The organism is Commensalibacter melissae, assembly GCF_009734185.1.
Taxonomy (GTDB): Bacteria; Pseudomonadota; Alphaproteobacteria; order Acetobacterales; family Acetobacteraceae; genus Commensalibacter; species Commensalibacter melissae.
Map to the genome: position 1 here is coordinate 427,753 of NZ_CP046393.1, position 21,208 is coordinate 448,960.

Sequence of the window (21,208 nt, forward strand, 5' to 3'; positions counted from 1 at the left end):
CGTCGTGTTATAGGCAGGCTCTTCTTGCGGAGGGGTGGCCGAGTGGCTGAAGGCGACGGTTTGCTAAACCGTTGTACGGTGTAAGCCGTACCGTGGGTTCGAATCCCATCCCCTCCGCCAGTTACATATGTTGAATATTGCCAATTACTGACAAATACCTTGTTTTTCCTAAAAAATCCATATTTACCTATCATATTCTTGCCAGTTCATGACAGATTATGCGATAAAAAGTGGGTACAAAAGTGGGTACAAATTCAAGGAAAGTGGGTACAAATCGTGTTGACAGATTCAAAGGTTAATTCTGACAGTTAAAAAACATTATCCCACATTACCTTATATTTTCCGCAGAAAACCCTCATTTTTTAGTAAACTTCCAAACATTATCCCACATTATAAAACATTTGAACGCATTTAATATTGGGGTATATGATTTTTCATCTTGGGGTATATCGATGTTAACGGATAAAGCCATAAAAACAGCCAAATATCAGGAAAAGGGTAGAAACAAGCTTTATGAACGCGGTTTATACCTGGTTATCACAAAAACCAATTCTTAAATATGGTGTTTAAAATATAATTTAATAAAAAAGATAAACTCTTTTGTTTGAAGATGTGAAAATCTTTTATTCATTACCCATAATAATTAAACATTTGAATGCATTTAATATTAAGGTATATTTTTTCTATCTTGGGGTATATCAATTTTAATGGATAAAGTTAAAAATATAGCTAGATATTGAGAAAAGTCTATATTTGAAATAAATCATTAAAAACACTTATGTGTTTTGGCGTTAAGAAGAAAGTAGCAAAAATTTCTTTAGAGGTTTTTCTATGAGATTATTTTAGAAAACTTGACCGTTAAATAAAAAAAAGTGTCAAATACAATAACAACATCTTATTAAGTTGCTCAATCACTCGTGTTTTTATCTAAAGAAAAAGTTTAAATAAAGAACCTGATCTCATTTTATATAGTTGTATTTTAAGATACTTGATATGAACTGTAGTCATCCTGTGGGTAATGATGGTGGATATGACGTCAAGATTGCGACAGAAGACAGTTATTTGAGAAGCGCTGACAGTAAGAATTAATTTAAAAACAGTAGCTTGTTGTGAATCTGTAATTTATTGATCAAAATTTAATTTAATAGGATATTTGAATGGTTAATCATTCTCCAAAGGATCTGGATCTCTCCGCATGTACTGTTTGTACTGATGGAAAGAACACATCACAAAAGTTATCAACTTTGGCTAAATCTCTTGATGAAATAACTAGCCAGATTGTTGGAATTTCCAAAACATCTGTTGATACCAAGCATTCAGTTGAAAAGGTTGCCGAAAAAATAAAAGATATTGACACAGAAGTTTATTTTAATAAAAAAGATGCGTTTACGGCGGGTAATCCTACAATATTGGATAAAAATAAATCAAATATATTCGGTATTCAGGATGATGGTATCGTTAATCTGTTTTTTAGTCATAAAATTGACGAGAACGGCAATACATTTGTTGCACCAGTCAATTCAATTTATTTTAATTATGTTCTGAATAATACGATTATTGGGAGAGAAGCCATATGGACCACTGAAGATAAATTTTATAAAGCCTTTATGGGGCATGCATTTCATGCGGATAGTGATGGAAGTAGTGATCTTGGCATGAATGACCATGCCTGGAACAACATTTATTCAAAAACCGCGGTAAGTGTCACATCTGATGCGAGTGAAAAGAAGGTTCTTGCCAACCTTGGCGATGACAGGTATGCAGACAATCAAAAATTGCTGGATGCAATCTATAATCTGAATATCCATACCTACAAACTGAATGATTCCATCAATGAGAAAGGTGAGGACAAGGCGCGTCTGCATAACGGTTTTATTGCCCAGGATGTCGAAAGGGTTCTGACAGATGCGGGGCTGAAGCCATCTGATTACGGTATGTGGATTCAGGACAGGGTTTTCAGGAGCATTGAGGTCGATACCGGAAAAAAGGATGCCAGCGGGAAAGCTGTAACCAGAAGCGAGTACCAACCTGTTCTGGATGAGAATGGGAAACAGGCATATCGTCAATCCCTGCGATATGAAGAAGTACTTTGCGTATTGATACAATCCATGAAACAGAAGATCGACAGACTGGAAAAACAGGTCGCATCATTACAGGTAAAGAACGGTAAATAATAACAACCATCTACAATATTTTCGGTAGGGAACCAGACATCAGTCTGGATTATCCCGATTAGGATGATATTGCCTATCATGTCCAGGTGTAAAACATATACGTGATTTCTTTTGCAAGTCAGCAAACAAGCCAGATGCAGCGTATGACTATCGTGTTGCTACAATTCGGTGACGGAAATTGTATTGTTGAATTTGATACACCCATTTACGGGCAGGACAGGCAACCTTTTATCGACACAAGGGCATCAATAATGACCATCATGGAAATTATGTTCGATGCTACATCTCAATTTTATGGAAGACTGATTTATGGCTGATCTAGCTAAACAACCCACAACAGGATTTGTCAATAACGGCAGCCTTGTCCAGTATGGAAATGACAATACGGCGGGTGACTGGGACTATATCGTGATATCGAAACCGAACAGGCCATGGAGGGTTTCTATCAGGGGAGATATTCCAACAAGCAAGGACGGTGTGGACATGAGTGTATCCGTTTTCGAGGGAACAATACCCCTGTTTTCTTCCACAGGAACATGGAAACTGCAGGGACAGACAAGCCTGAACGCCACCAAGAAAAACTTCAAGATAAAGTTCAGGAATGTGGAGACAGGTAAAAAACTAAAGGTAAAAATAGGGGACTGGACACCTTTGAATGGTCTGGTTCTGAAGGGTTATGCGGCAGACAGAACCCTGTTGAGAGACACAATCACCACGGAAATATGGAGAAATCTTCATAGGGATGAAAAAGGCTACCTTGCCCCTGAATCCGCCTATTCCTATTATGACAGGGACAATCTCGGAATGAGAACATCAGTGCTGTTTTCAACGGCCGGTTTTCCATGCGAGCTGTATCATGACGGGGAATTCCTTGGGATGTATATAATAAGGTCTGACAATGACAATGATCAGTACCTGATTGATTCATCAAACCCGGGGCATTTTCTTGCCCAGCCCGATCATGCCAACACGTTCTGGACAGACGGAAACTATAATCCTCCAGAATGGGAAATAAACTCGCCCGATCCGAATACGGATGATAGTGTCAGTTTCCTGAAAAGATTCCTGCGATGGTCTTCGGACTGTATCGCGGGTAGGGTGAACATGAAGGAGACATATCGGGAATATATCGATCTTGAATGTTTCATTGACTATATCCTGCTCTGCGAGGTCTGTTTTTCCCCTGACAGTCTGGTGAACAATTTCATGCTATGCAGCTGGAATGCCACGTCGGTATCGGGTGTCATGTATATATATCCCTACGATGAAGATCAGACATTCGGTATTGTCGATCGATACCTGAGTGCCAGGGATACTGATCCTTTCAAGATGGGCTGGGTGACGAAACGGGACAGGATGTTTGACCGGCAGGATCCGATATTCTTTGAAACCATCCATAACAGTTTCACACCGGAAATACGGGCGAGATGGCGTTATCTGAGAGACACGGGAAAGATATCGGCTGAAACCTTCAACAGGATCATAAAGGATACAACCGATCTCATCAATCCTGACATGATGAGGAAAGACCTTGAATTATGGGCAATGGATGCAGATGTCGGAATAGGAAATGGCAAGGTTATTTCAGATGATGGAAAGAAATGGTCGGTCAGTTTCATCATGAATTTTGCCAAACGCCGTATCCAATGGCTGGATCAGCAATTCAAGTACTATAATTGATTATTCTTATTGAGAAGCCACCTTAACGGGTGGTTTTTTTATGTCTGGAAAAGGAAAGACAGATGGAAAATATCATACTCATTATCAAGTCCGTATGCTCTTTTTTATGGAAAGGGAAAGGGAAAGGGTGGATCATGGCGGGACTGCTTTACCTGACAGGTCGAAGGGCCGCGAATAGGAACAACCTGATCAGGACACAGGATGAAGTCATCAAAAATGACCGGCAGACCCTTCGGACTGTTCAGGCAATGCAGCAGGCAGCCAATCATTCACCTGGAAACATGGAGGAATTGGAAGATGTGCTGGAGAAAGGGAAATTCTGATGAAACCTATTATTTTACTCGCGGCGGTTTTTCTTGCGGCATGCTCGTCATCGCCACGCGTTGTCTACCGGATTGAATGCCCGCCGTTGAGGGATTACACGCCCCAGTCACAGGAAAAGCTTTCCAGCGAGATCAAGGCGTTAAAACCTGACAGCGAGATCGGCCGTTACCTGCTGGATTACAAAAGACAGCGTGACATGATCATGGCCTGCCAGAACACCAGAGATACCAGCCACCGCTAGGGTGGTTTTTTTATATCCATAATAGAAAAGGAAAAAACAAATGGATTTTTTTACCGAGCTTCTACAATATATCATCAATGTCCTGCCCAGCAATACGGCGGGTGACGTTGTCGCGGTTGTCACTTTCATCGTGACCCTGTGCACCCTTGTCATACGGTTCTGGAAAGAACCTGATCCAAAAAGCGGATTGCACGGGCTGTGGTCTATCATTCATCTGCTGGCCTCTTTCAGGCTGCCAGACAGGCAGGCGGGAAAAGATGGAAAGAACGGGGATGACACCAATGGAAAACAGGCGGCACCAAAAACATCGTAACCATTGCCCGGGTGAGTGGTGGAGCTCGATACTGCTGGTCATGACGGGAATATATGCCCTTGCATATTTCATGGCCGGCAACATCTTTCACTATTCATTCATTAATGGATTCAGGGCTATCCTTCCGGCCTATATATGGGAAGGATCATTCATACTTACAGGGACACTGCAGTTTGTTTCATTGATGTGCGGAAGTTTCAGGTGGAGGGGTGTGGCCTCTTTTCTGGCGGCATCCCTTTTCATATGGGGGATGCTGAACATGCTTGTCTACGAGAGGCACTGGCATTTTGGCATTGTTGCCTGGGGAACATTCGCTCTGGTGAACCTTTACACCCTGGCAAGGATACTGGCGGGGGTCATAAGGGATTATGAATACAGTCTATGAGTTTTGCAAATGGTGGTGGCTGAACAATTGTGAGTGGATCAAGATTCATGACCCATGGGTCATTCCGATCATAGCCATTACTTAATTCTAGAAGTAGGTATAAGATTAATATCATCAAAATTGTTTGATTTTTGAAATAATATTTTCATATTATTATTAATGAATAATAATAATTTGATTATAAATGTGGAAAAAAAATGGATGAATTACAAAAAGAAATTGATGCAGCAAGGTTGAAAGTAAGAACTGATTCCTATCCTATGTCTATTGGTGAAATTGTAAATATGTATGATGATGGTGATCTAAAAATTAGACCAGAATTTCAACGTTTATATCGATGGACAATCTTCCAAAAAAGTAGATTTATAGAATCTATTTTATTAGGAATACCTCTTCCTTCTATTTTTGTTGCACAGAATGAGGAAGGGATTTGGGAGCTGGTAGATGGATTACAACGTATATCTACTATTTTAGAATTTATGGGAAAATTGAAAAAAGAAGATGAAACTTCAGAACTTTATCCTCCCTTAAAACTTATTTCGACGGATTATCTTAAAAAATTACAGGATAAAGTTTGGGAAGGACAGGAAGGTGATAATAATGTTATACACAAAAATATAAAAAGAATATTTAAAAGGGAAAAAATTGATATAAAAATATTACAGCGTGAAAGTGAAACGGATACAAAATTTGAGATTTTCCAAAGATTAAATACGGGTGGTTCTAAATTAAGTGATCAAGAAGTAAGAAACGTTTTATTATTAATGGTAAATGCAAATGCACAGCATTGGATTGAAAATTTTGCTAAAAACAAAGATTTTATAGAAACTTTACCTATTTCTGAAAGACAGAAAAATGAAAGTTATGATAATGAATTGGTGGTTCGTTATCTCTGTTTACGAAATATCCCCTCCAATTCTTTGAATCCTTCTTTGCAAGATGTTGCTCCTTATTTAAATCAGTTTGTTACAACTATATTAAATAATGATTACGATTACGAAAATGAGAAAAAATTATTTGATAAAACATTCGAATATCTAAATAAATATTTTGGAGAGAAAGCGTTTAAAAAATATAATAGTGAGAAAAAAGATTATACAGGTGCTATTTCAATGCCCATTTTTGAAATGGTATCTTATGGTGTTTCTTATGCATTCGACAAAAATAAAGTAGTTAAACCAGAAGAGTTAGAAGAAAAAATTATAAAAGCAAAAAAAGATAGAGCTACTAAGTTATCTGAAGATCCTGCATTAGAAAGAAATATAAGACCTATAGATAGAATGAAGAATATGGTCAAACAAGGAAAAGAATTGATTGGATCTTAATTGCCTGTTTACTAATATAGAATATTAAAATGAAATATGAGACATTAGAAAAAAAAATTGATAAAGATTTAAACTGGAGACGAAGAGAATTCATAGAATTATCATTTATTTTTAATGAGATGGCTAGTGAATATCGTAAGAAAATTATTTTAAAATCTATTATTACTTTAGCTTATGCTAATTGGGAAGGATATATTAAATATTGTGTTGAGCAATATTTAGAATATATAAATAAAAAAAATCTTTTGTTTAATCAACTTAAGAATAATTTTAAACAAATTTCTTTAGGGAAACATTTTAAAAATAATAATAAATATAACTTTGAAGATATAAAAACTCAAAAAAAATTTTATGAATTTTTTATGGAAAATAATGAAGTATTTAAGATTAATCAAGAAAGGATATGTAAAAATATAGGAAATTTAGATTATGATGCTATAAAAAAAATTTTGATGCAATTAGGATTTCCAGAAAATTTATATTTTAACGAATTAGGCTTTATCAATGAACAATTGTTACAACATAGGAATAATATTGCTCATGGAGATAAGAAAAATGAGGATAATATTGATTTTGAAATGATTTACGAACAAATTAAAGATAGATTATTAAATATGATGCAACTTTTTCATGATAAAATTCTTGAATATGCAAAAAATGAAAAATTTTTAATCGGCAATTAAAGAGGAATAGATTTAATGGCATTGACGGTCAAATGTCTCGTTCTAATTTGATCATTTAAAAAATCGTTGGTTTGTTGCGTGGATAATATTTTAAATAAATATTGGCAACTTTTAAAAGTATGATCTTTAGGCGTAACAACTATTAAATGATTTTCAACGGCAATAGGTTCTTTTAAATTAATTAGAACTGCTGCTGCTCTGAACTTATCTGAAGGACTAGACGTCCTTTTAATCAAAATACAAGGTGGTTGAATAACTTTACCTTTAAACGCTCGTCTTTCTGTAATTTTGGTAATTATCGTCCAATTTTTACAGTTTTTAGAATGAAAATAAGGGTAATCTTTGCCTTCACATTTATCTCGATACGCTACGAGGGGGCCAATTCTTACATTATATTTTTCTGATAACGATAATGTATTTTTTTTAATAGGTTTTGTCCATTGAATATGTTTAGTTGAATAGTTTTTTTTCCCAGAAAGTATAAAAACATCTATATCTGCAGTGTTAGAGAAACGACCCCAAATATGACAGTTACCTATAAGGTGGCTGGAAACAAAACTACGAAATAATTGATAACGGGAACCGGAACGTAGTATATCAGGAAGAATGGCAACTATCTCACAGTTTTTCGGTAAAATACGTAAATAATGATCTAAAAATATTCCAGCAGAATTGACTTTACCTTTTTTCCAATAGTTTTTTTGTGGCGAATTGATTTGTAAAAAAGGGGGATTCATTAATAAATGTGTAACTTTTTTAACCTGTATATCTGAAATCTGCATTGCATCAATCAGTAGAATATTGTGTAAAAAATTACAACCTTGATGAATACTGCAGTCTAATATGGCACCTCTTCTTAATGCTTCTATAATTAAATTTAATTTTGTGATTTCTATAAATTCTGAATGGATATCATAGCCCCAAAGAGTTTCCCCCCATTGTTTTAATGTAGAGGATAAATGAGATGTGATTTGTAGGCATCGGGAGGCTTCTATTAGTAGATTACCAGTACCACATGTTGGATCAAGGATAATTGAATTATGTGTAATTTGTTTAGAAAATGTGTTAACTGTTACGGTTGCAAGCTTTTGTTCAGTAAAATATGCTCCTAATTTTTTTACAAATGAGGTTATTTTTTTTTGTTGAATAATATAATTGATATTATCAAGGGTTATTATATTATTTTTTATATCTAATGATTCTATTGATTGAATTAATTTTTGAATATAATATTTCATCATTAATTTAGTTTTTTATAAATTATAACCATTAAAAGCTTATAGTTTAGTTTTTAAAATTATAATAAATTTGAAATTCTTTTTAATAAAGGAAAAATTTTATGTTAATCAGTGATTGTTATAAATGAAATTATACAACCTGAGTTAAATAATTTACATTATTTGATGTGAAAGAATGATGAATGATTACATTTATTACATACAATTTGATAATAAATGATATGCTATAACAAAACTTATTATCTATAATATTATATTAAAAACAATTTATAAATAACAAAAGCATTGATTATGATCAATATTAAATACAAATAAAGGGAATTAAACAAGACGACTTTATTTGTATTTAATTAGGTTTATTTATTTTTTTTGTTGATTTTGTCAACCAAAGGTTTATCAGGAATCAGCTTATCATTTTTATTATTATTGGGCATGTTGTCGGTTTTTTTTGAGGGGGCAATTTTATCTACTTTAGTTTTTTTATTTTTGGTCATGATTTGAACTTTCCCAACGAATTAATAGATCAAGAGTTTATTTCTGAACTAATGGATGTGTTTTAAAATCAATATCAAAGGACCAGCCATTCTCCTTTTGTGACAATGTAATTGTGGCCTTGCCCAGTCGGTAAACCAATAGAACAAATAAAGTAAATAAAATAAGTTTTTCCAGTTTTCTTAGCATAATTGAATTCCTTATATTATGATACAGTTACATTATAATGCTATTTCGTTAAATTAATAAGTGTTTTATCATTTATATCAAATGAATTACGGTTTTTATTGTGATCAATCAGATTTCTGGATTTATCAGTTTGTTGAATGAAAAATTAACATATAGCTCAAGAAAAACATAAGCAATGCAATAAATCCCTCAAGCAATTTCCAGGTCAGGGGATTTTGAAAAAAAGGTTGTAAAAACTTTGCGCCATATCCAAGCAATGTAAACCAGGTGACACTTGCCATACAGGCCCCCATACCAAAGAACCATTTGCCAATACCTGCAAAACGTGTTGAAATGCTGCCGATCAGAATCATTGTATCTAAATAAACATGCGGATTTAAAAAGGTAAACGCCAAACAGGTCAATATTATTTTATTTCTGCTTGCCGTTTTTTCTTTTGTCGGATTTAGGGTTTCAACGGTTGACAGAGCTCTTTTGGCTGCCATTAAACCATAGGCAGCCAAAAACAATGCCCCTCCATAACGGAAGAATTGAAGCAATTGAGGGCAGGTTTGAACAATCTTGCCAATTCCTGCAATGCCTGATGAAATCAGTAAAATATCGGACAGGGAACAGATAATGATGATTAAGCCAACAAAATTCTGTTGCAATCCCTGTCGCAGTATAAAGGCATTTTGCGCACCAATTGCCATAATCAGACTGGCGGTTGTAAGGAAACCAGATATGACAGCTGATAAATTCATGAACGGTCTCTTAAGGATAATAATCAATAGATATAATGATGTATAAAATGAGGTTGGATCTGGCCAGGATTATATATATTTGGAAAATTTTATCCATGTGTCTAGGTCAAATGAATGAATAAATTTTCAATATTTAGTCGCTCTGGCAGAGGTTTCAAATAGATCAGATGGATAGGATAAAATGAAATTCAACAGTCAAGTAAAAATAGATAATTTAATAAAAAATATCTATAAATAGTTCTTTAAAAATTTTTACATACAATATATAGTATTAAAGAAAGGTTTCGAAAATATTTATATAAAATGGTTCAATTGTTTTTTGAGTTATTTTTCTGGTGAATTCGGTAGACTTGAATATGCAAAGTAAGCCTGTTTGAATTTTTAGTTTCGATCCCACAAAATAGGAATTGATTAACTGTAGAGTAAAATAAATACCAGGGAGTTGTTTGGAATATGTTAACGCGTGATGAAGATGTCAAAATTGCGATGAAGCCTGTTCTAAGCACTCAGAAACCTGATCCGGTGTTCTCAAATGAAACTGGATTGATGGATATTTACAAGAAATTGACTTTTACAGCGGCCCAGGATGAAGATATTAAGCGGGAAAATGCAAATATTGATGGGGATACCGCCATGGGCACAATGTTGAAATACGGTTCCGAAGGATCAAAATTCTTTATAGATCAATACATATTGCCTGAAAAAATTGCACATGCCCATCAGAATGGTGACATTCATATTCATGACAAGGATTTTTACATGTTGACCGAAACATGTTGTCAGATTGATTTGATTAAATTGTTCAAAAAAGGCTTTTCAACGGGGCATGGTTATTTAAGGGAACCTAATTCAATCGAGAGTTATTCAGCGCTTGCCTGTATTGCCATTCAGGCCAATCAAAATGAAATGCATGGAGGGCAAAGTGTTCCCAACTTTGATTATGCAATGGCGGATGGAGTTAAAAAGACATTCAGACAAGAATTTTGGAAGGTTTTTTCAATTTTTTTGCAAATCGAAACACAATTGGGAAATGTGGAAATTGATGTTTTTCAAGATCAGGTTGAGCATCGGATAGGTGTTATTGGCCTTCAATTTTTAGAATCTTATGGAGAAAAATTATATCAATTTGAGAATTTGGGTGTTGATTTAGAAATAATAAGGAAAGCTTATAACTTTGCATGTAAAAAAGCGCTCGGTACAACAGAGAGACGCACTTATCAGGCGATGGAAGCGTTTATACATAATCTGAACACAATGAATTCACGTGCTGGGGCACAGGTTCCCTTTAGTTCAATTAATTATGGATCGGATACTTCTGAAGAAGGTCGCATGGCTATTCGAAATCTTCTGCTGGCAACAAAAGCGGGGCTCGGTAATGGTGAGACGCCTATTTTCCCTGTCCAGATTTTTAAAGTAAAGGAAGGAATTAATTTTAATCCAATAGATAAAAACTATGATCTATTCAAATTGGCGATGGAAACGTCCGCTTTACGTCTTTTTCCAAATTTCAGTTTTATCGATGCTCCTTTTAATAAAGTGTTTTATAAACAGGGTGATTATAAAACGGAAGTTGCATATATGGGATGTCGTACACGTGTTTTGGGAAATGTTTATGATCCGGACAGACAAACAATATGTGGCCGCGGAAATTTAAGCTTTACGTCAATCAATTTGCCACGGTTAGCTCTGAAGGCAAAAGGTAATACAGATTTATTTTTTCAGTTGCTTGATGAAATGATTCATCTATCTTTTCGTCAACTTATACATCGGTTTCAAATTCAATGTCGTAAGAAAGTGAAAAATTACCCTTTTTTAATGGGACAAGGGATATGGATAGATTCAGAAAATTTATCAGAAAATGATGAAGTTGCTGAAGTTCTAAAGCATGGCACTTTAACGATTGGTTTTATTGGTTTGGCTGAAACCCTGAAAGCTTTGGTGGGTTTTCATCACGGGGAAAGTGAGATTGCGCAGGAATTAGGGCTAAAAATTGTCAGTCATATGCGTAAAAAAACAGATGAGGTGGCAAAAAGAACAAAACTTAATTTTTCATTGATTGCCACGCCTGCCGAGGGTCTAAGTGGCCGTTTTGTCCTTATGGATCGTGAAAAATATGGTGTCATATCTGGAGTGACAGATCGGGATTATTATACGAATTCTTTTCATGTTCCTGTTTATTATCCAGTAAAAGCGCATGAAAAAATTCGACTTGAAGCGCCCTATCATGAATTAACCAATGGTGGTCACATAACTTATATCGAACTTGATGGTGATATATATAAAAATTTGGATGCGTTTGAAATAATTATCCGTTACATGAAACAATCTGGAATTGGTTATGGGGCGATTAATCATCCTTTAGATAGAGATCCTGTCTGTGGGTATGTTGGTGTTATTGATAATGAATGCCCACGTTGCGGGCGTAAAGATGGTGAGGCGGTCAGTATCGCGAAATTGAACGAATTAAGACAGATTTATTCGAATGTTCCAGATTATAATTAGAAAGGGTTAATAATGGGCAAATGCAATATGGTTAAACCTAAAGAACATGTTCAAAAAAAATTCAAAATGGTGGGAAAAGATATAAGTTTTGCTAGGACACGCCGTATAACGGGATATTTGGTTGGTACATTGGACCGTTTTAATAATGCCAAACGTGCAGAAGAAAAAGATCGTGTCAAGCATGGCTGTAGCTAAACTGCGTATCAGTGGTATAGAAGCAGAATCTATCGTGGATGGGCCTGGGTTGAGGTATGTTGTTTTCACCCAGGGTTGCCCTCATCAATGTATCGGATGCCATAATCCTGAAACACATGCACTAAACAGTGGTTATGAAATTTCTATTCAAGAAATTATCAATGACTTTTTGAATAATCCACTTTTATCAGGCATGACGTTTTCGGGTGGGGAACCGTTTTTGCAGGCGGAAAGTCTTGTTTTACTTGCCAATATTGTAAAGAAAACAGGAAAAACGCTGGTTACCTATACGGGTTATACGTATGAACGATTATTGGAACTGGGAAAATGTAATCCTTCAATTATCCATTTATTGGAATTGATTGATATTTTGATTGACGGTCCATTTCAGATCAGTCAACGGGATTTGCAATTGTCTTTTCGAGGCAGTGCCAATCAAAGAATTCTATATAGAATGGATCGGCAACGAATAAAAGATCAATTAAAATATTGATTTAAATTAATGAAAAATGATCCTCGATAGATGGATAAAGGATCATTTATAGTACAATACTGATATTTTTGAAAAATCTAGTATTTTTTATAAGGTAAGAATTTACCGCTAAGTTGAATATTAACACGATCTCCATTGGGATTAGGTTCTCTGGTTATATTCATTGAAAAATCAATGGCGCTCATTATACCATCTCCAAATTCTTCGTGAATAAGTTCCTTGATGGCTGATCCATATACATTAATTAGTTCATAAAAACGATATATTGTTGGATCAGAAGGAATGGCAGTTGGAAGGCTTCCTCTATTAGGTGGAACGGTTAACCAATTGGTTTCCTCCTCTGTCAAATCAAAAATAGAAGCGATCAGAACGGCCTGTTCTTTATTTAAAGGCATTTGGCCGAGACAAGCGGCTGTAACATATTCCTTACTTAATCCTAAGGTTTCGGCAACAAAAGACCATTTGATGTCTTTACTAATTTTGGTTTGAATTATTTTTTCTGTGATTTGTAGACGGTTCATGATAATTTCCAAATAAAAAATGTTACATTGAGTTGAATATTCTTAAATTTGATAATTTAATGACATGTGATATTTGGATATTTTAATTTTACTATCAATAGTTTTAAAGTATATATTTTATTTTTTGTTATAATTATGTGTTATAATTTTCAATTTATAATTATTTAATTAATATTAAATTTTATTTATTTATTGTTCATATTCACTTTCTTGTTCCTTTTCTATTTATCCATTTCATATGATAATCAGTTGAATATTGATTATGAGATCAATTTATATAAGGTAGGATAAATGGCTTATTGGTCTATTCTTGGTAGTGGTGTTACAGGATTGTGTATTGCAACAGCTTTATATGAAAAGGGTGAAAAAATAGAGGTTGTTGAAAATCCAAATATTCAAGCCGCATCATATTTTGCCGGCGGTATGTTGGCACCATTTTGTGAAGGGGAAAGTGCACCAGATATTGTCGTAAAAAATGGACAATTATCTGTTGAGTGGTGGGATAATCATGTCAGCAATGTAAAAAAAACCGGAACTATTGTCATTGCGCCGCCTCGAGATATGTCTGAATTAAGACGGTTTGCCAATATGACCATTTGTCATGAATGGGTTGATCCAGGTAAGATAGAAAAAGATTTGAAGGGTCGTTTTTCTGAGGGGCTGTTTTTTCCTTCTGAGGCTTTTATCGATCCTCGCTTGGCCTTGCAGGAACTAAAAGAAAATTTAAAAAATAAGGGCGTTAGTTTTCATACGGGTTCGCCCAAAGGAAAGATCATTGATTGTACTGGTATGGCGGCAACCAGTTCGTTAAAAAATTTACGGGCTGTTCGTGGTGAAATGCTGATTTTTGAATGCCACGAAGTTAATTTTTTACGTCCAATTCGTTTATTGCATCCGCGATTTCCCTGTTATCTTGTACCTCGTGCAAATGGCCGATTTATGGTAGGGGCAACAATGGTGGAAAGCAATGATGATAGTCCCATAAGTGCTAGGGCCCTGATAGAAATGCTGAGTTCAGTATATGCAATTCATCCTGCCTTTGCTGAAGCAAGAATTGTAGAAACAGGAACAGGATGCAGACCCTCCTTTCCTGATAATATTCCACAAATTATTGAACAGGATGGTAAATTTTATATCAATGGCATGTATCGACATGGCTTTTTACTTGCTCCGGTTCTGGCATTAGATTTCGTGAGGAAAATTTTGGGATAATGAAAATGAAGTTATATTTAAATGGCGAATTCATTACAACACAGGTAAAGACTTTGGCAGATTTGCTGAAGGAAAAAAATATAGAGGTATCTTGTGTTGCCAGTGCGATCGACGGAAATTTTATTCCTCGGGCACGTTATGAGGAGACCCAGCTACAGGAAAATATGAAAATCGAAGTTGTATCACCAATGCAGGGAGGTTAGTTGTGCAATTTTATAACCAAAATCTTCATTCAAGATTGTTATTGGGTACTGCCGGTTACCCTTCGCCAGATATCTTGATACAAGCCATTCATGCTTCCGAGGCAGAAATTATAACTGTCAGTTTACGCAGGGAAGGAGTGGGAGGTTCTGAATTTCGTCAGTTAATAGCAAAAACAAAAAAAAGGTTTTTGCCAAACACGGCAGGATGCCATACCGTGAAAGAGGCCGTGACAACAGCGCAGATGGCACGTGAAGTTTTTGAAACAAACTGGATTAAGCTGGAAATTATCGGTCATGCGGATACTTTACAACCAGATCCTTTTGCAACAGTTGAAGCTGCCAGGATTTTGTCAAAGGAAGGGTTTGAGGTTTTTCCTTATACGACCGAGGATTTAATTGTTGGTGAAAAGTTATTAGAGGCAGGTTGTCAACTTTTGATGCCATGGGGGGCACCGATTGGATCTGGACAAGGTTTGCGTAATATTGAAGGTTTAAAAACAATGCGTCAATATTTTAAAAATATTCCTCTTATTATTGATGCGGGGATTGGAGCGCCAAGTCAAGCAATCCAAGCGATGGAAATAGGTTTTGATGCAATTTTACTAAATACGGCAATTGCGAAATCAAAAAATCCTATTCTAATGGCAGATGCTTTTAACAAAGCTATTTTAGCGGGACGGATAGCATATAAAGCGGGATTAATGGAAAAGCGTAATATGGCCTATGCCTCAACACCAGCATATGGATTGGCGGATCTATCATTATAATGGAAAAATTTTATTTAGTCACAGAATCTGTCTCATTAATTAAAAAATTATTGCCTGTTGGGGTTAAATTGATTCAATTACGAATTAAAAACATGTCTCAGCCGGATTTGAGGCAAAATATTATGGAAGCAAAAATCTGTTGTGAACGTTATGGTGCGCGATTGATTTTGAACGATTACTGGGAATTGGCTTTAGAATTGGGCATAAATTTTGTTCATTTAGGACAAGAAGATTTATTAAAAGCAGATTTTAACAGGATACGAAATGCAGGAATTCAATATGGGATTTCCACACATGATAGATCTGAGTTGGAAATTGCGTTGAAGCTTTACCCTGACTATATTGCATTGGGACCAATTTATCCGACTGTATTGAAGAAAATGAAATGGCACCCGCAAGGGTTATCAAAACTGAACAGATGGAAACAGAGAATAAGAAATATTCCTTTGGTTGCTATTGGGGGATTAACAGTTGAACGGATTCCTTATGTTTTGAAAGCGGGTGCAGATAGTTTGGCAGTAGTAACAGATATTAAGACTGCGTCAGATCCAATCAATCGTTATAATGCTTGGCAAAGACAGATTAAAAAGGTCATCAATTAATGGAAAAACAGTTTAAAAAACAGATAATGTTATCTGAGGTTGGTATCGAAGGTCAGGAGAGATTAAGAAAGGCCCGTCTATTAGTTGTAGGATGTGGTGGATTGGGTAATACGGTTTTACCATTACTTAGTGCAGCGGGGATAGGTTTTATAAGGGTTTATGACCATGATATTGTAGAAGTATCTAATTTACATCGACAATATATGTACTCTAAATCTGATCTTGGCAAACATAAAGTTTTGGTAATGCAGAATATTTTATATCGTCAAAATCCAGAGTGTCATATCGAGGCTTATGCTCAAAAATTAAGTTTTTCATATATTTCTGATGCAATGCGTGGAATTGATCTGGTTATAGATGCGGCTGATAATTTTATGGTGACATATCTTCTTTCTGACAAATGTTATGAAATGAATATTCCTTTTATAAGTGCTTCTGTTCTGGAATTTCAGGGATATGTAGGGGCTTTTTGTGGTGGTGGGCCAAGCTATCGCTCGGTTTTTCCAAAACCTTCGTTTTCGAATAATAATTGTAATAATATTGGAGTAATGGGACCTGTTGTTGCGATTATGGGATCTATTCAGGCAGAAATGGCTATAAATATAATAATAAAGCTTTCCAAACCGACATTAGGAAACTTGTTTCATATAGATTGCATTAACTGGAGAGTTGGTCAGATTTGTTTTGATGATGCGGAAGAACCTGAACAAAAAACAATTATTTCATTATTGGATAGGGACAGTCTCAAAGTTGATGATTATTTGGTTGAATTACGGGATGAAATTGAAGCTCCAATCAGTGTTAATTCTCATGTTGTTCGGATGAAACCTGAAAATATAGAAAATAGTAATTTTCCGATCGATCGACGAATAGTATTTATTTGTAAGACTGGGATAAGAGCTATTAAAGCAGCATATCAGTTACAATTTAAGGGTTATACAAATTTAGGTATCATAGCTGATTAACTTTTTTAAAATATTATTTATATTAAATTCTAATAAATTATAATTTAATAATACAAAAAACGTTATATTTTAATTCAATTAACAAAAATTTTCAGCAAATTTAACGATTATTGTTTGTAAATATAATTGTAATGATATTCTTGAATATATCGAATGTTTTTAATAATAATAAATAATAATATATCATTTTCAGTTAAATATAAGATTTGATTAATTAAATATTAAGATTTAAATATGCGTTTATAAAATATTTTATTTAAGTATAAAGGGGAAATATTTTACGGTAATGTATTTTTTTATAAAAGATAAAGAAGATGCGTTTAAAATTATATAGTTAAATGTTTAAGGATTAACAGGCATGATACATAGAATAGGGTATAGTTTGAATTTGTTGAATATAATTCTGACCAATTAATGTTGATGAAACGATTACTTTACGTCCATCTTGTGTATCTGGTTTACGTTTAACGAGTTTTAATTCTTCTAAACGGTTAATTGCCTTGGTTACAGCAGGTTTAGAAAGATTTAATGTTTTAGAATAATAATCGACACTCGCTTCAATCGCTTCGTTATAAACCAAGGATAAGATTGCAAGTTGACGAACGGTAAGTGCAAAATGACTACTGGCAGAATTTTTAATAATTTGAAAAGAAAGATTCATTTTAATTAATATCCTTTTTGAAAACAAATAAATAAGGTTTTTCAATTAAGTATTGATATAACAATGATTTTTTGTGTTATGCTTATATTTTATAGGGAAAAAAACCGTCGTCAACAATTTTTGGTAAAAATCCCGCAAATGCAATGAAACGAATCGTTAACAAAAATAAATCTTTTAATTCTGTAATTTTATTCTTTGTATAGTGTTATGATAACAACCAATGACAAGACTTTGAATTGTTACAGATGGTGTAATATTATTTTTTGAGTGAAAAGAATTTGAGCGTGGTAAAATTATAGGGTGTGTAAAATTAGGATTGTTACTATAAGGCCAGAGAAAAATTTTACCATTTTCTTTTATTTCAACTATTTTAAGGGTTTGCTCATAACAATTTGTTAATTTATCATAACGAATGGTAACAACACATTCACCATCTTTAGGGGCTCTTTCTAAATCAGAAAAATTGACAGCAATGATGATAGAGCCTTTAGGATATAACAAATTCATTGATTCATCCCTGATATTCAAGGCAAAGCTTTTTGCATTTTTAAATTCCGGATTCTCAGGAATGGGAAAAATAATCCATTCGGATTGTGGCCATTCTACTTTCTGAATCCATTGAGAGGCTTCTATGTTTCCTTTGATATAGATTATTTTTAGAGAAATGAAAGGGTTTTTTAAAGTTAAAGATGGAGGGAAAGATTGTGGGTTTAGGGCGTTCAGAAAATAGTCAATACTGACATTTAATGAATTTGCTAACTTGATTAACTTGTCAACTTTGGGAAAATTACCATTTCTCCGCATATCTCTAATAAAATCTGGACTTATACCAGCATTAATACATGCCTTGCGTTCACTAATATTTTTTTCTTTTATGATGTTTTCAATGTTAAATAAAAGCTTTTTTATGTTCATTTTTAAAGAATAATACCATACTAATTAATTAATTATATGTGGTATTTTAACCGGAATATAAATTATAAAGGTTAAAATACCGTACGTTTATTCATTATTGCAATTTAAATTGATGAAGGATAGCAATTTTTTATAGAGAAATTTTAATTATTCAAATTATAGGATATGATCAACATAACTTATTGATATTAATATTTTTAATGAATGAATCAAATAGAAGCTAAATTATGATCTTTCATGATATTAATATAATTTATTTTATATCTAATATTTTTGAAGTTGAGCAAAAATTTCTATCATAATAAACGAGATTATCGTTTTTATTGTTAATATTAATTATATTAATATTTGTGAAAAAAAGCGAATGTGTACCGTATTCTTTAATTTCATTTATTTGACCTTTCAAATAAACCAATGCATCTTTAAGATATGGTGGGTTTTTGTCAGTTTTTTGCCATTCATCTTGTAAAAATCTATCTTGCATACTAACTTTTGTAATTCCGGCAAAATGTTTTGCTGCATCCAGATGTTTGGAAGAAAGAATATTGATACAAATATTTTGATTATCTTTAAATATTTGATTTACTTTACTTTTTTTATTGATACAGACTAATATTGTTGGAGGGGTGTCGGTTATGGAACAAACTGATGTTGCGGTAATCCCGTGTGGACCTGTATTTCCATTGGTAGTTATAATGCAAACACCTGCAGCTAATTGCGACATAGCATCACGGAAATTTTTCTGCTCTTGATTTAAAATAGATAAGTTCATTTAATATCCTTTATATAAAACAATAATTAATTATTTCATTTATAAAAAATTAATAAAATATCTATTTAAAGGCAAATTAAATTATATATACATTTAAAATTTTAGTTAGTGTAATAAATATAATTGCATAAAAAATTTTAAAAAATAGATTGTTAATAGATTAAAAAATTAATAAATTATCAAAATATTATTTATGCTTGATTTTTTTTTAAACAGTGTTAATTCATTGAAAAGATAAGGAAGGTGCTGTTTTAAATAATGAATATTAATAAAAATTTATGAATATGGAAAAGCAGTTATTTCTTAAAAGATGGTTTAGTATTATATATCTAAAATAATTTTAATATATAATAACAATTAACATTTTATTTGGATTAATTATTATTAGAATAAAGGAACAGTAGTAGAATTAATAAAAGGTTTAATTACAATATATAGCCAGTCATCAATTTAAATAAAATTTATGAGAATATGTCATTAATGGCAGAATTAATATGAATAGGAACTGAAATGAGTGGCTTTATAAATAAAGTTGTTTTGATTGGTATTTTAGCCAAGGATCCAGAAATAAAAATGATTCAATCTGGTGATAACATAGCGACTTTAGTCTTAATGGTAAATGATAGCTGGGAAAATCGACGTACAGCTCAACAAATTAACAAAGTTGAGTATTTTAAAGTTGTCGTTTTTAGTAAAAATTTGATTAAACAAATTGAAACTGTCATCAAAAAAGGGGATCAGTTATACATTGAAGGACAATTAAGAGTTCGGAAATGGTACGATGAACAGAAAAATAATCATTATAGCGCAGAAATTGTTCTTTTCTCTCATAACGGAATATTAGTATTGTTGAATGATAATAATATAAAAGAGGAATTATTAATTAATCAAGAGGCTTCATCATAATTAAAGAAGGCCTTTTATGAAAAAAAGTATAAAAAAACGGATTAATAAAAAAAAATTACCTTTTATTGTACGTAAACATCATCTGGAAGCGCAATATAATTCAGGAAAACTAATAATTGATGTTGGTATTGATCCTCAAAATATAAATGAAAAAGTTACACGATTACGACGTAAATGTGTTTATGATGAGATGATGAATCGTGGTAGTATAAGTATTACCCAACGTAATTGTGCTGAACGATATGCCATTTTGTGTGAAAAAGCTTTCGGACAGAGCAGTTCAATTTACGCACGTATAAGTCATTGGTTGAAAGAGGGAAAAATAAGTGGCAGAAATTGGGAACCAATACCTTCACAACATGATGCATACAGTAAATTATTATCTATATGGCAAGAAATTGGGCGTTATCATCTTGATATTTTGAATATGATTATTTTGGGAAATATGAAATGTAAAGAAATATCCCAATTACTTAAATTGAATTTGAATTATACTATGGGTCAGGTTCTATCAGCTTTTATTTTATTAGAAGAAGCTTTGGAAAAAAATAATTTTACGATAAAATTATAACATATATAATTAGTAATTTAATCAGATGGAAAAGTTTTAATAATTCTTTATTAAGCAGCCTTTAGGCTGCTTTTTTATGCCCAGGTATAATGATACGTGTTACAAGTATCTATATAATTATCATACGTGGGATAAG

27 protein-coding genes and 1 tRNA gene are annotated in these 21,208 nt (G+C 33.4%); 19 read left to right on the plus strand and 9 right to left on the minus strand.

Annotated features, from left to right (window positions below; translation table 11 throughout):
- Window positions 1-28 precede the first annotated feature (28 nt).
- From GN303_RS01915 to GN303_RS01935, 5 genes are all read left to right on the plus strand, one after another.
- A tRNA-Ser gene (locus GN303_RS01915) sits at window positions 29-120 on the plus strand.
- Window positions 121-1,157: 1,037 nt separating this feature from the next.
- On the plus strand, window positions 1,158-2,174 hold the full coding sequence (locus GN303_RS01920) for a tail fiber domain-containing protein (protein WP_110439439.1): 1,017 nt from the start codon (window positions 1,158-1,160) through the stop codon (window positions 2,172-2,174).
- Window positions 2,175-2,275: 101 nt separating this feature from the next.
- Window positions 2,276-2,491, plus strand: coding sequence for a hypothetical protein (locus GN303_RS01925; RefSeq protein ID WP_110439440.1), 216 nt, complete (start codon window positions 2,276-2,278; stop codon window positions 2,489-2,491).
- A 166-nt stretch (window positions 2,492-2,657) separates the two neighbouring features.
- Window positions 2,658-3,854 carry a CotH kinase family protein gene (locus GN303_RS01930; protein WP_158523896.1) on the plus strand — a complete coding sequence of 399 codons (1,197 nt, stop codon included), beginning with the start codon at window positions 2,658-2,660 and terminating at the stop codon, window positions 3,852-3,854.
- Window positions 3,855-3,916: 62 nt separating this feature from the next.
- Window positions 3,917-4,177: a hypothetical protein gene (locus GN303_RS01935; protein WP_110439442.1), complete on the plus strand. Its 261-nt coding sequence runs from the start codon at window positions 3,917-3,919 to the stop codon at window positions 4,175-4,177.
- Window positions 4,178-4,317: 140 nt separating this feature from the next.
- On the opposite strand, the gene GN303_RS08815 is transcribed toward GN303_RS01935, so the two are convergent.
- Complete coding sequence (locus GN303_RS08815; protein ID WP_197037464.1) at window positions 4,318-4,548, minus strand: hypothetical protein; 231 nt, start codon at window positions 4,546-4,548, stop codon at window positions 4,318-4,320.
- Between the two features lies 1 nt (window position 4,549).
- Here GN303_RS08815 and GN303_RS08820 point away from each other — a divergent pair, with 1 nt between their 5' ends.
- The 4 genes from GN303_RS08820 to GN303_RS01960 all read left to right on the plus strand — a co-directional run bounded on the left by GN303_RS08820 (window position 4,550) and on the right by GN303_RS01960 (window position 7,125).
- The gene (locus GN303_RS08820; protein WP_197037465.1) at window positions 4,550-4,732 is read left to right on the plus strand and encodes a hypothetical protein; all 183 of its coding nucleotides are present in this window, start codon (window positions 4,550-4,552) and stop codon (window positions 4,730-4,732) included.
- Between the two features lie 135 nt (window positions 4,733-4,867).
- A complete protein-coding gene (locus GN303_RS01950) occupies window positions 4,868-5,104 on the plus strand; it encodes a hypothetical protein (protein WP_156188441.1) in 237 nt (78 codons plus the stop codon).
- 210 nt (window positions 5,105-5,314) lie between these two features.
- Window positions 5,315-6,442, plus strand: coding sequence for a DUF262 domain-containing protein (locus tag GN303_RS01955; RefSeq protein ID WP_110439444.1), 1,128 nt, complete (start codon window positions 5,315-5,317; stop codon window positions 6,440-6,442).
- Between the two features lie 29 nt (window positions 6,443-6,471).
- Window positions 6,472-7,125 (plus strand): MAE_28990/MAE_18760 family HEPN-like nuclease, encoded by a 654-nt coding sequence (locus GN303_RS01960; protein ID WP_110439445.1) that lies wholly within the window; start codon window positions 6,472-6,474, stop codon window positions 7,123-7,125.
- Here the strand turns inward: GN303_RS01960 and GN303_RS01965 are convergent.
- The 4 genes from GN303_RS01965 to GN303_RS01980 form a co-directional block, all read right to left on the minus strand.
- Window positions 7,122-8,366, minus strand: coding sequence for an N-6 DNA methylase (locus GN303_RS01965; protein ID WP_197037466.1), 1,245 nt, complete (start codon window positions 8,364-8,366; stop codon window positions 7,122-7,124). The two genes, GN303_RS01960 and GN303_RS01965, sit on opposite strands and share 4 nt — an antisense overlap.
- A 353-nt stretch (window positions 8,367-8,719) precedes the next feature.
- Window positions 8,720-8,857: a hypothetical protein gene (locus GN303_RS01970; protein ID WP_156188442.1), complete on the minus strand. Its 138-nt coding sequence runs from the start codon at window positions 8,855-8,857 to the stop codon at window positions 8,720-8,722.
- A gap of 37 nt (window positions 8,858-8,894) precedes the next feature.
- Window positions 8,895-9,044: a hypothetical protein gene (locus GN303_RS01975; RefSeq protein ID WP_155566442.1), complete on the minus strand. Its 150-nt coding sequence runs from the start codon at window positions 9,042-9,044 to the stop codon at window positions 8,895-8,897.
- A 125-nt stretch (window positions 9,045-9,169) separates the two neighbouring features.
- The gene (locus GN303_RS01980; protein WP_110439447.1) at window positions 9,170-9,787 is read right to left on the minus strand and encodes a LysE/ArgO family amino acid transporter; all 618 of its coding nucleotides are present in this window, start codon (window positions 9,785-9,787) and stop codon (window positions 9,170-9,172) included.
- A gap of 453 nt (window positions 9,788-10,240) precedes the next feature.
- On the opposite strand from GN303_RS01980, the gene GN303_RS01985 reads away from it, so the two are divergent.
- Genes GN303_RS01985 through nrdG form a run of 3 tightly spaced genes read left to right on the plus strand, consistent with a single transcriptional unit; the run spans window position 10,241 to window position 12,977 of the window.
- Window positions 10,241-12,289, plus strand: a complete 2,049-nt coding sequence (locus GN303_RS01985) for an anaerobic ribonucleoside triphosphate reductase (RefSeq protein WP_110439448.1) — start codon at window positions 10,241-10,243, stop codon at window positions 12,287-12,289.
- Between the two features lie 27 nt (window positions 12,290-12,316).
- Window positions 12,317-12,484 (plus strand): anaerobic ribonucleoside-triphosphate reductase, encoded by a 168-nt coding sequence (gene nrdD / locus GN303_RS01990; protein ID WP_110439499.1) that lies wholly within the window; start codon window positions 12,317-12,319, stop codon window positions 12,482-12,484.
- A complete protein-coding gene (gene nrdG / locus GN303_RS01995) occupies window positions 12,471-12,977 on the plus strand; it encodes an anaerobic ribonucleoside-triphosphate reductase activating protein (protein ID WP_110439449.1) in 507 nt (168 codons plus the stop codon). Before nrdD ends, nrdG begins: the two co-directional genes overlap by 14 nt.
- 77 nt (window positions 12,978-13,054) lie before the next feature.
- Here the strand turns inward: nrdG and cynS are convergent, their stop codons facing one another.
- The gene (gene cynS / locus GN303_RS02000) at window positions 13,055-13,498 is read right to left on the minus strand and encodes a cyanase (RefSeq protein WP_110439450.1); all 444 of its coding nucleotides are present in this window, start codon (window positions 13,496-13,498) and stop codon (window positions 13,055-13,057) included.
- Between the two features lie 291 nt (window positions 13,499-13,789).
- Between cynS and GN303_RS02005 the strand changes: the two genes are divergently transcribed.
- Genes GN303_RS02005 through GN303_RS02025 form a run of 5 tightly spaced genes read left to right on the plus strand, consistent with a single transcriptional unit; the run spans window position 13,790 to window position 17,247 of the window.
- Complete coding sequence (locus tag GN303_RS02005; RefSeq protein ID WP_110439451.1) at window positions 13,790-14,710, plus strand: FAD-dependent oxidoreductase; 921 nt, start codon at window positions 13,790-13,792, stop codon at window positions 14,708-14,710.
- A gap of 5 nt (window positions 14,711-14,715) precedes the next feature.
- Window positions 14,716-14,913, plus strand: coding sequence for a sulfur carrier protein ThiS (thiS, locus tag GN303_RS02010; RefSeq protein WP_110439500.1), 198 nt, complete (start codon window positions 14,716-14,718; stop codon window positions 14,911-14,913).
- 2 nt (window positions 14,914-14,915) lie between these two features.
- The gene (locus GN303_RS02015) at window positions 14,916-15,680 is read left to right on the plus strand and encodes a thiazole synthase (protein WP_110439452.1); all 765 of its coding nucleotides are present in this window, start codon (window positions 14,916-14,918) and stop codon (window positions 15,678-15,680) included.
- Entirely contained in the window at window positions 15,680-16,282 is a 603-nt protein-coding gene (locus GN303_RS02020) for a thiamine phosphate synthase (RefSeq protein ID WP_231504052.1), read from the plus strand. Before GN303_RS02015 ends, GN303_RS02020 begins: the two co-directional genes overlap by 1 nt.
- The gene (locus GN303_RS02025; protein ID WP_110439454.1) at window positions 16,282-17,247 is read left to right on the plus strand and encodes a HesA/MoeB/ThiF family protein; all 966 of its coding nucleotides are present in this window, start codon (window positions 16,282-16,284) and stop codon (window positions 17,245-17,247) included. The genes GN303_RS02020 and GN303_RS02025 overlap by 1 nt, the downstream gene beginning before the upstream one ends.
- A gap of 349 nt (window positions 17,248-17,596) precedes the next feature.
- Here the strand turns inward: GN303_RS02025 and GN303_RS02030 are convergent, their stop codons facing one another.
- The 3 genes from GN303_RS02030 to GN303_RS02040 all read right to left on the minus strand — a co-directional run bounded on the left by GN303_RS02030 (window position 17,597) and on the right by GN303_RS02040 (window position 19,595).
- Complete coding sequence (locus GN303_RS02030; protein WP_110439455.1) at window positions 17,597-17,908, minus strand: MarR family winged helix-turn-helix transcriptional regulator; 312 nt, start codon at window positions 17,906-17,908, stop codon at window positions 17,597-17,599.
- A gap of 174 nt (window positions 17,909-18,082) precedes the next feature.
- A complete protein-coding gene (locus tag GN303_RS02035; protein WP_110439456.1) occupies window positions 18,083-18,823 on the minus strand; it encodes a LexA family protein in 741 nt (246 codons plus the stop codon).
- Between the two features lie 253 nt (window positions 18,824-19,076).
- The gene (locus tag GN303_RS02040; RefSeq protein WP_110439457.1) at window positions 19,077-19,595 is read right to left on the minus strand and encodes a flavin reductase; all 519 of its coding nucleotides are present in this window, start codon (window positions 19,593-19,595) and stop codon (window positions 19,077-19,079) included.
- Between the two features lie 510 nt (window positions 19,596-20,105).
- On the opposite strand from GN303_RS02040, the gene ssb reads away from it, so the two are divergent.
- Both ssb and GN303_RS02050 read left to right on the plus strand, forming a co-directional pair.
- Window positions 20,106-20,501 (plus strand): single-stranded DNA-binding protein, encoded by a 396-nt coding sequence (gene ssb / locus GN303_RS02045; protein ID WP_110439458.1) that lies wholly within the window; start codon window positions 20,106-20,108, stop codon window positions 20,499-20,501.
- Between the two features lie 16 nt (window positions 20,502-20,517).
- Window positions 20,518-21,072, plus strand: a complete 555-nt coding sequence (locus GN303_RS02050) for a hypothetical protein (RefSeq protein ID WP_110439459.1) — start codon at window positions 20,518-20,520, stop codon at window positions 21,070-21,072.
- Window positions 21,073-21,208 lie beyond the last annotated feature (136 nt).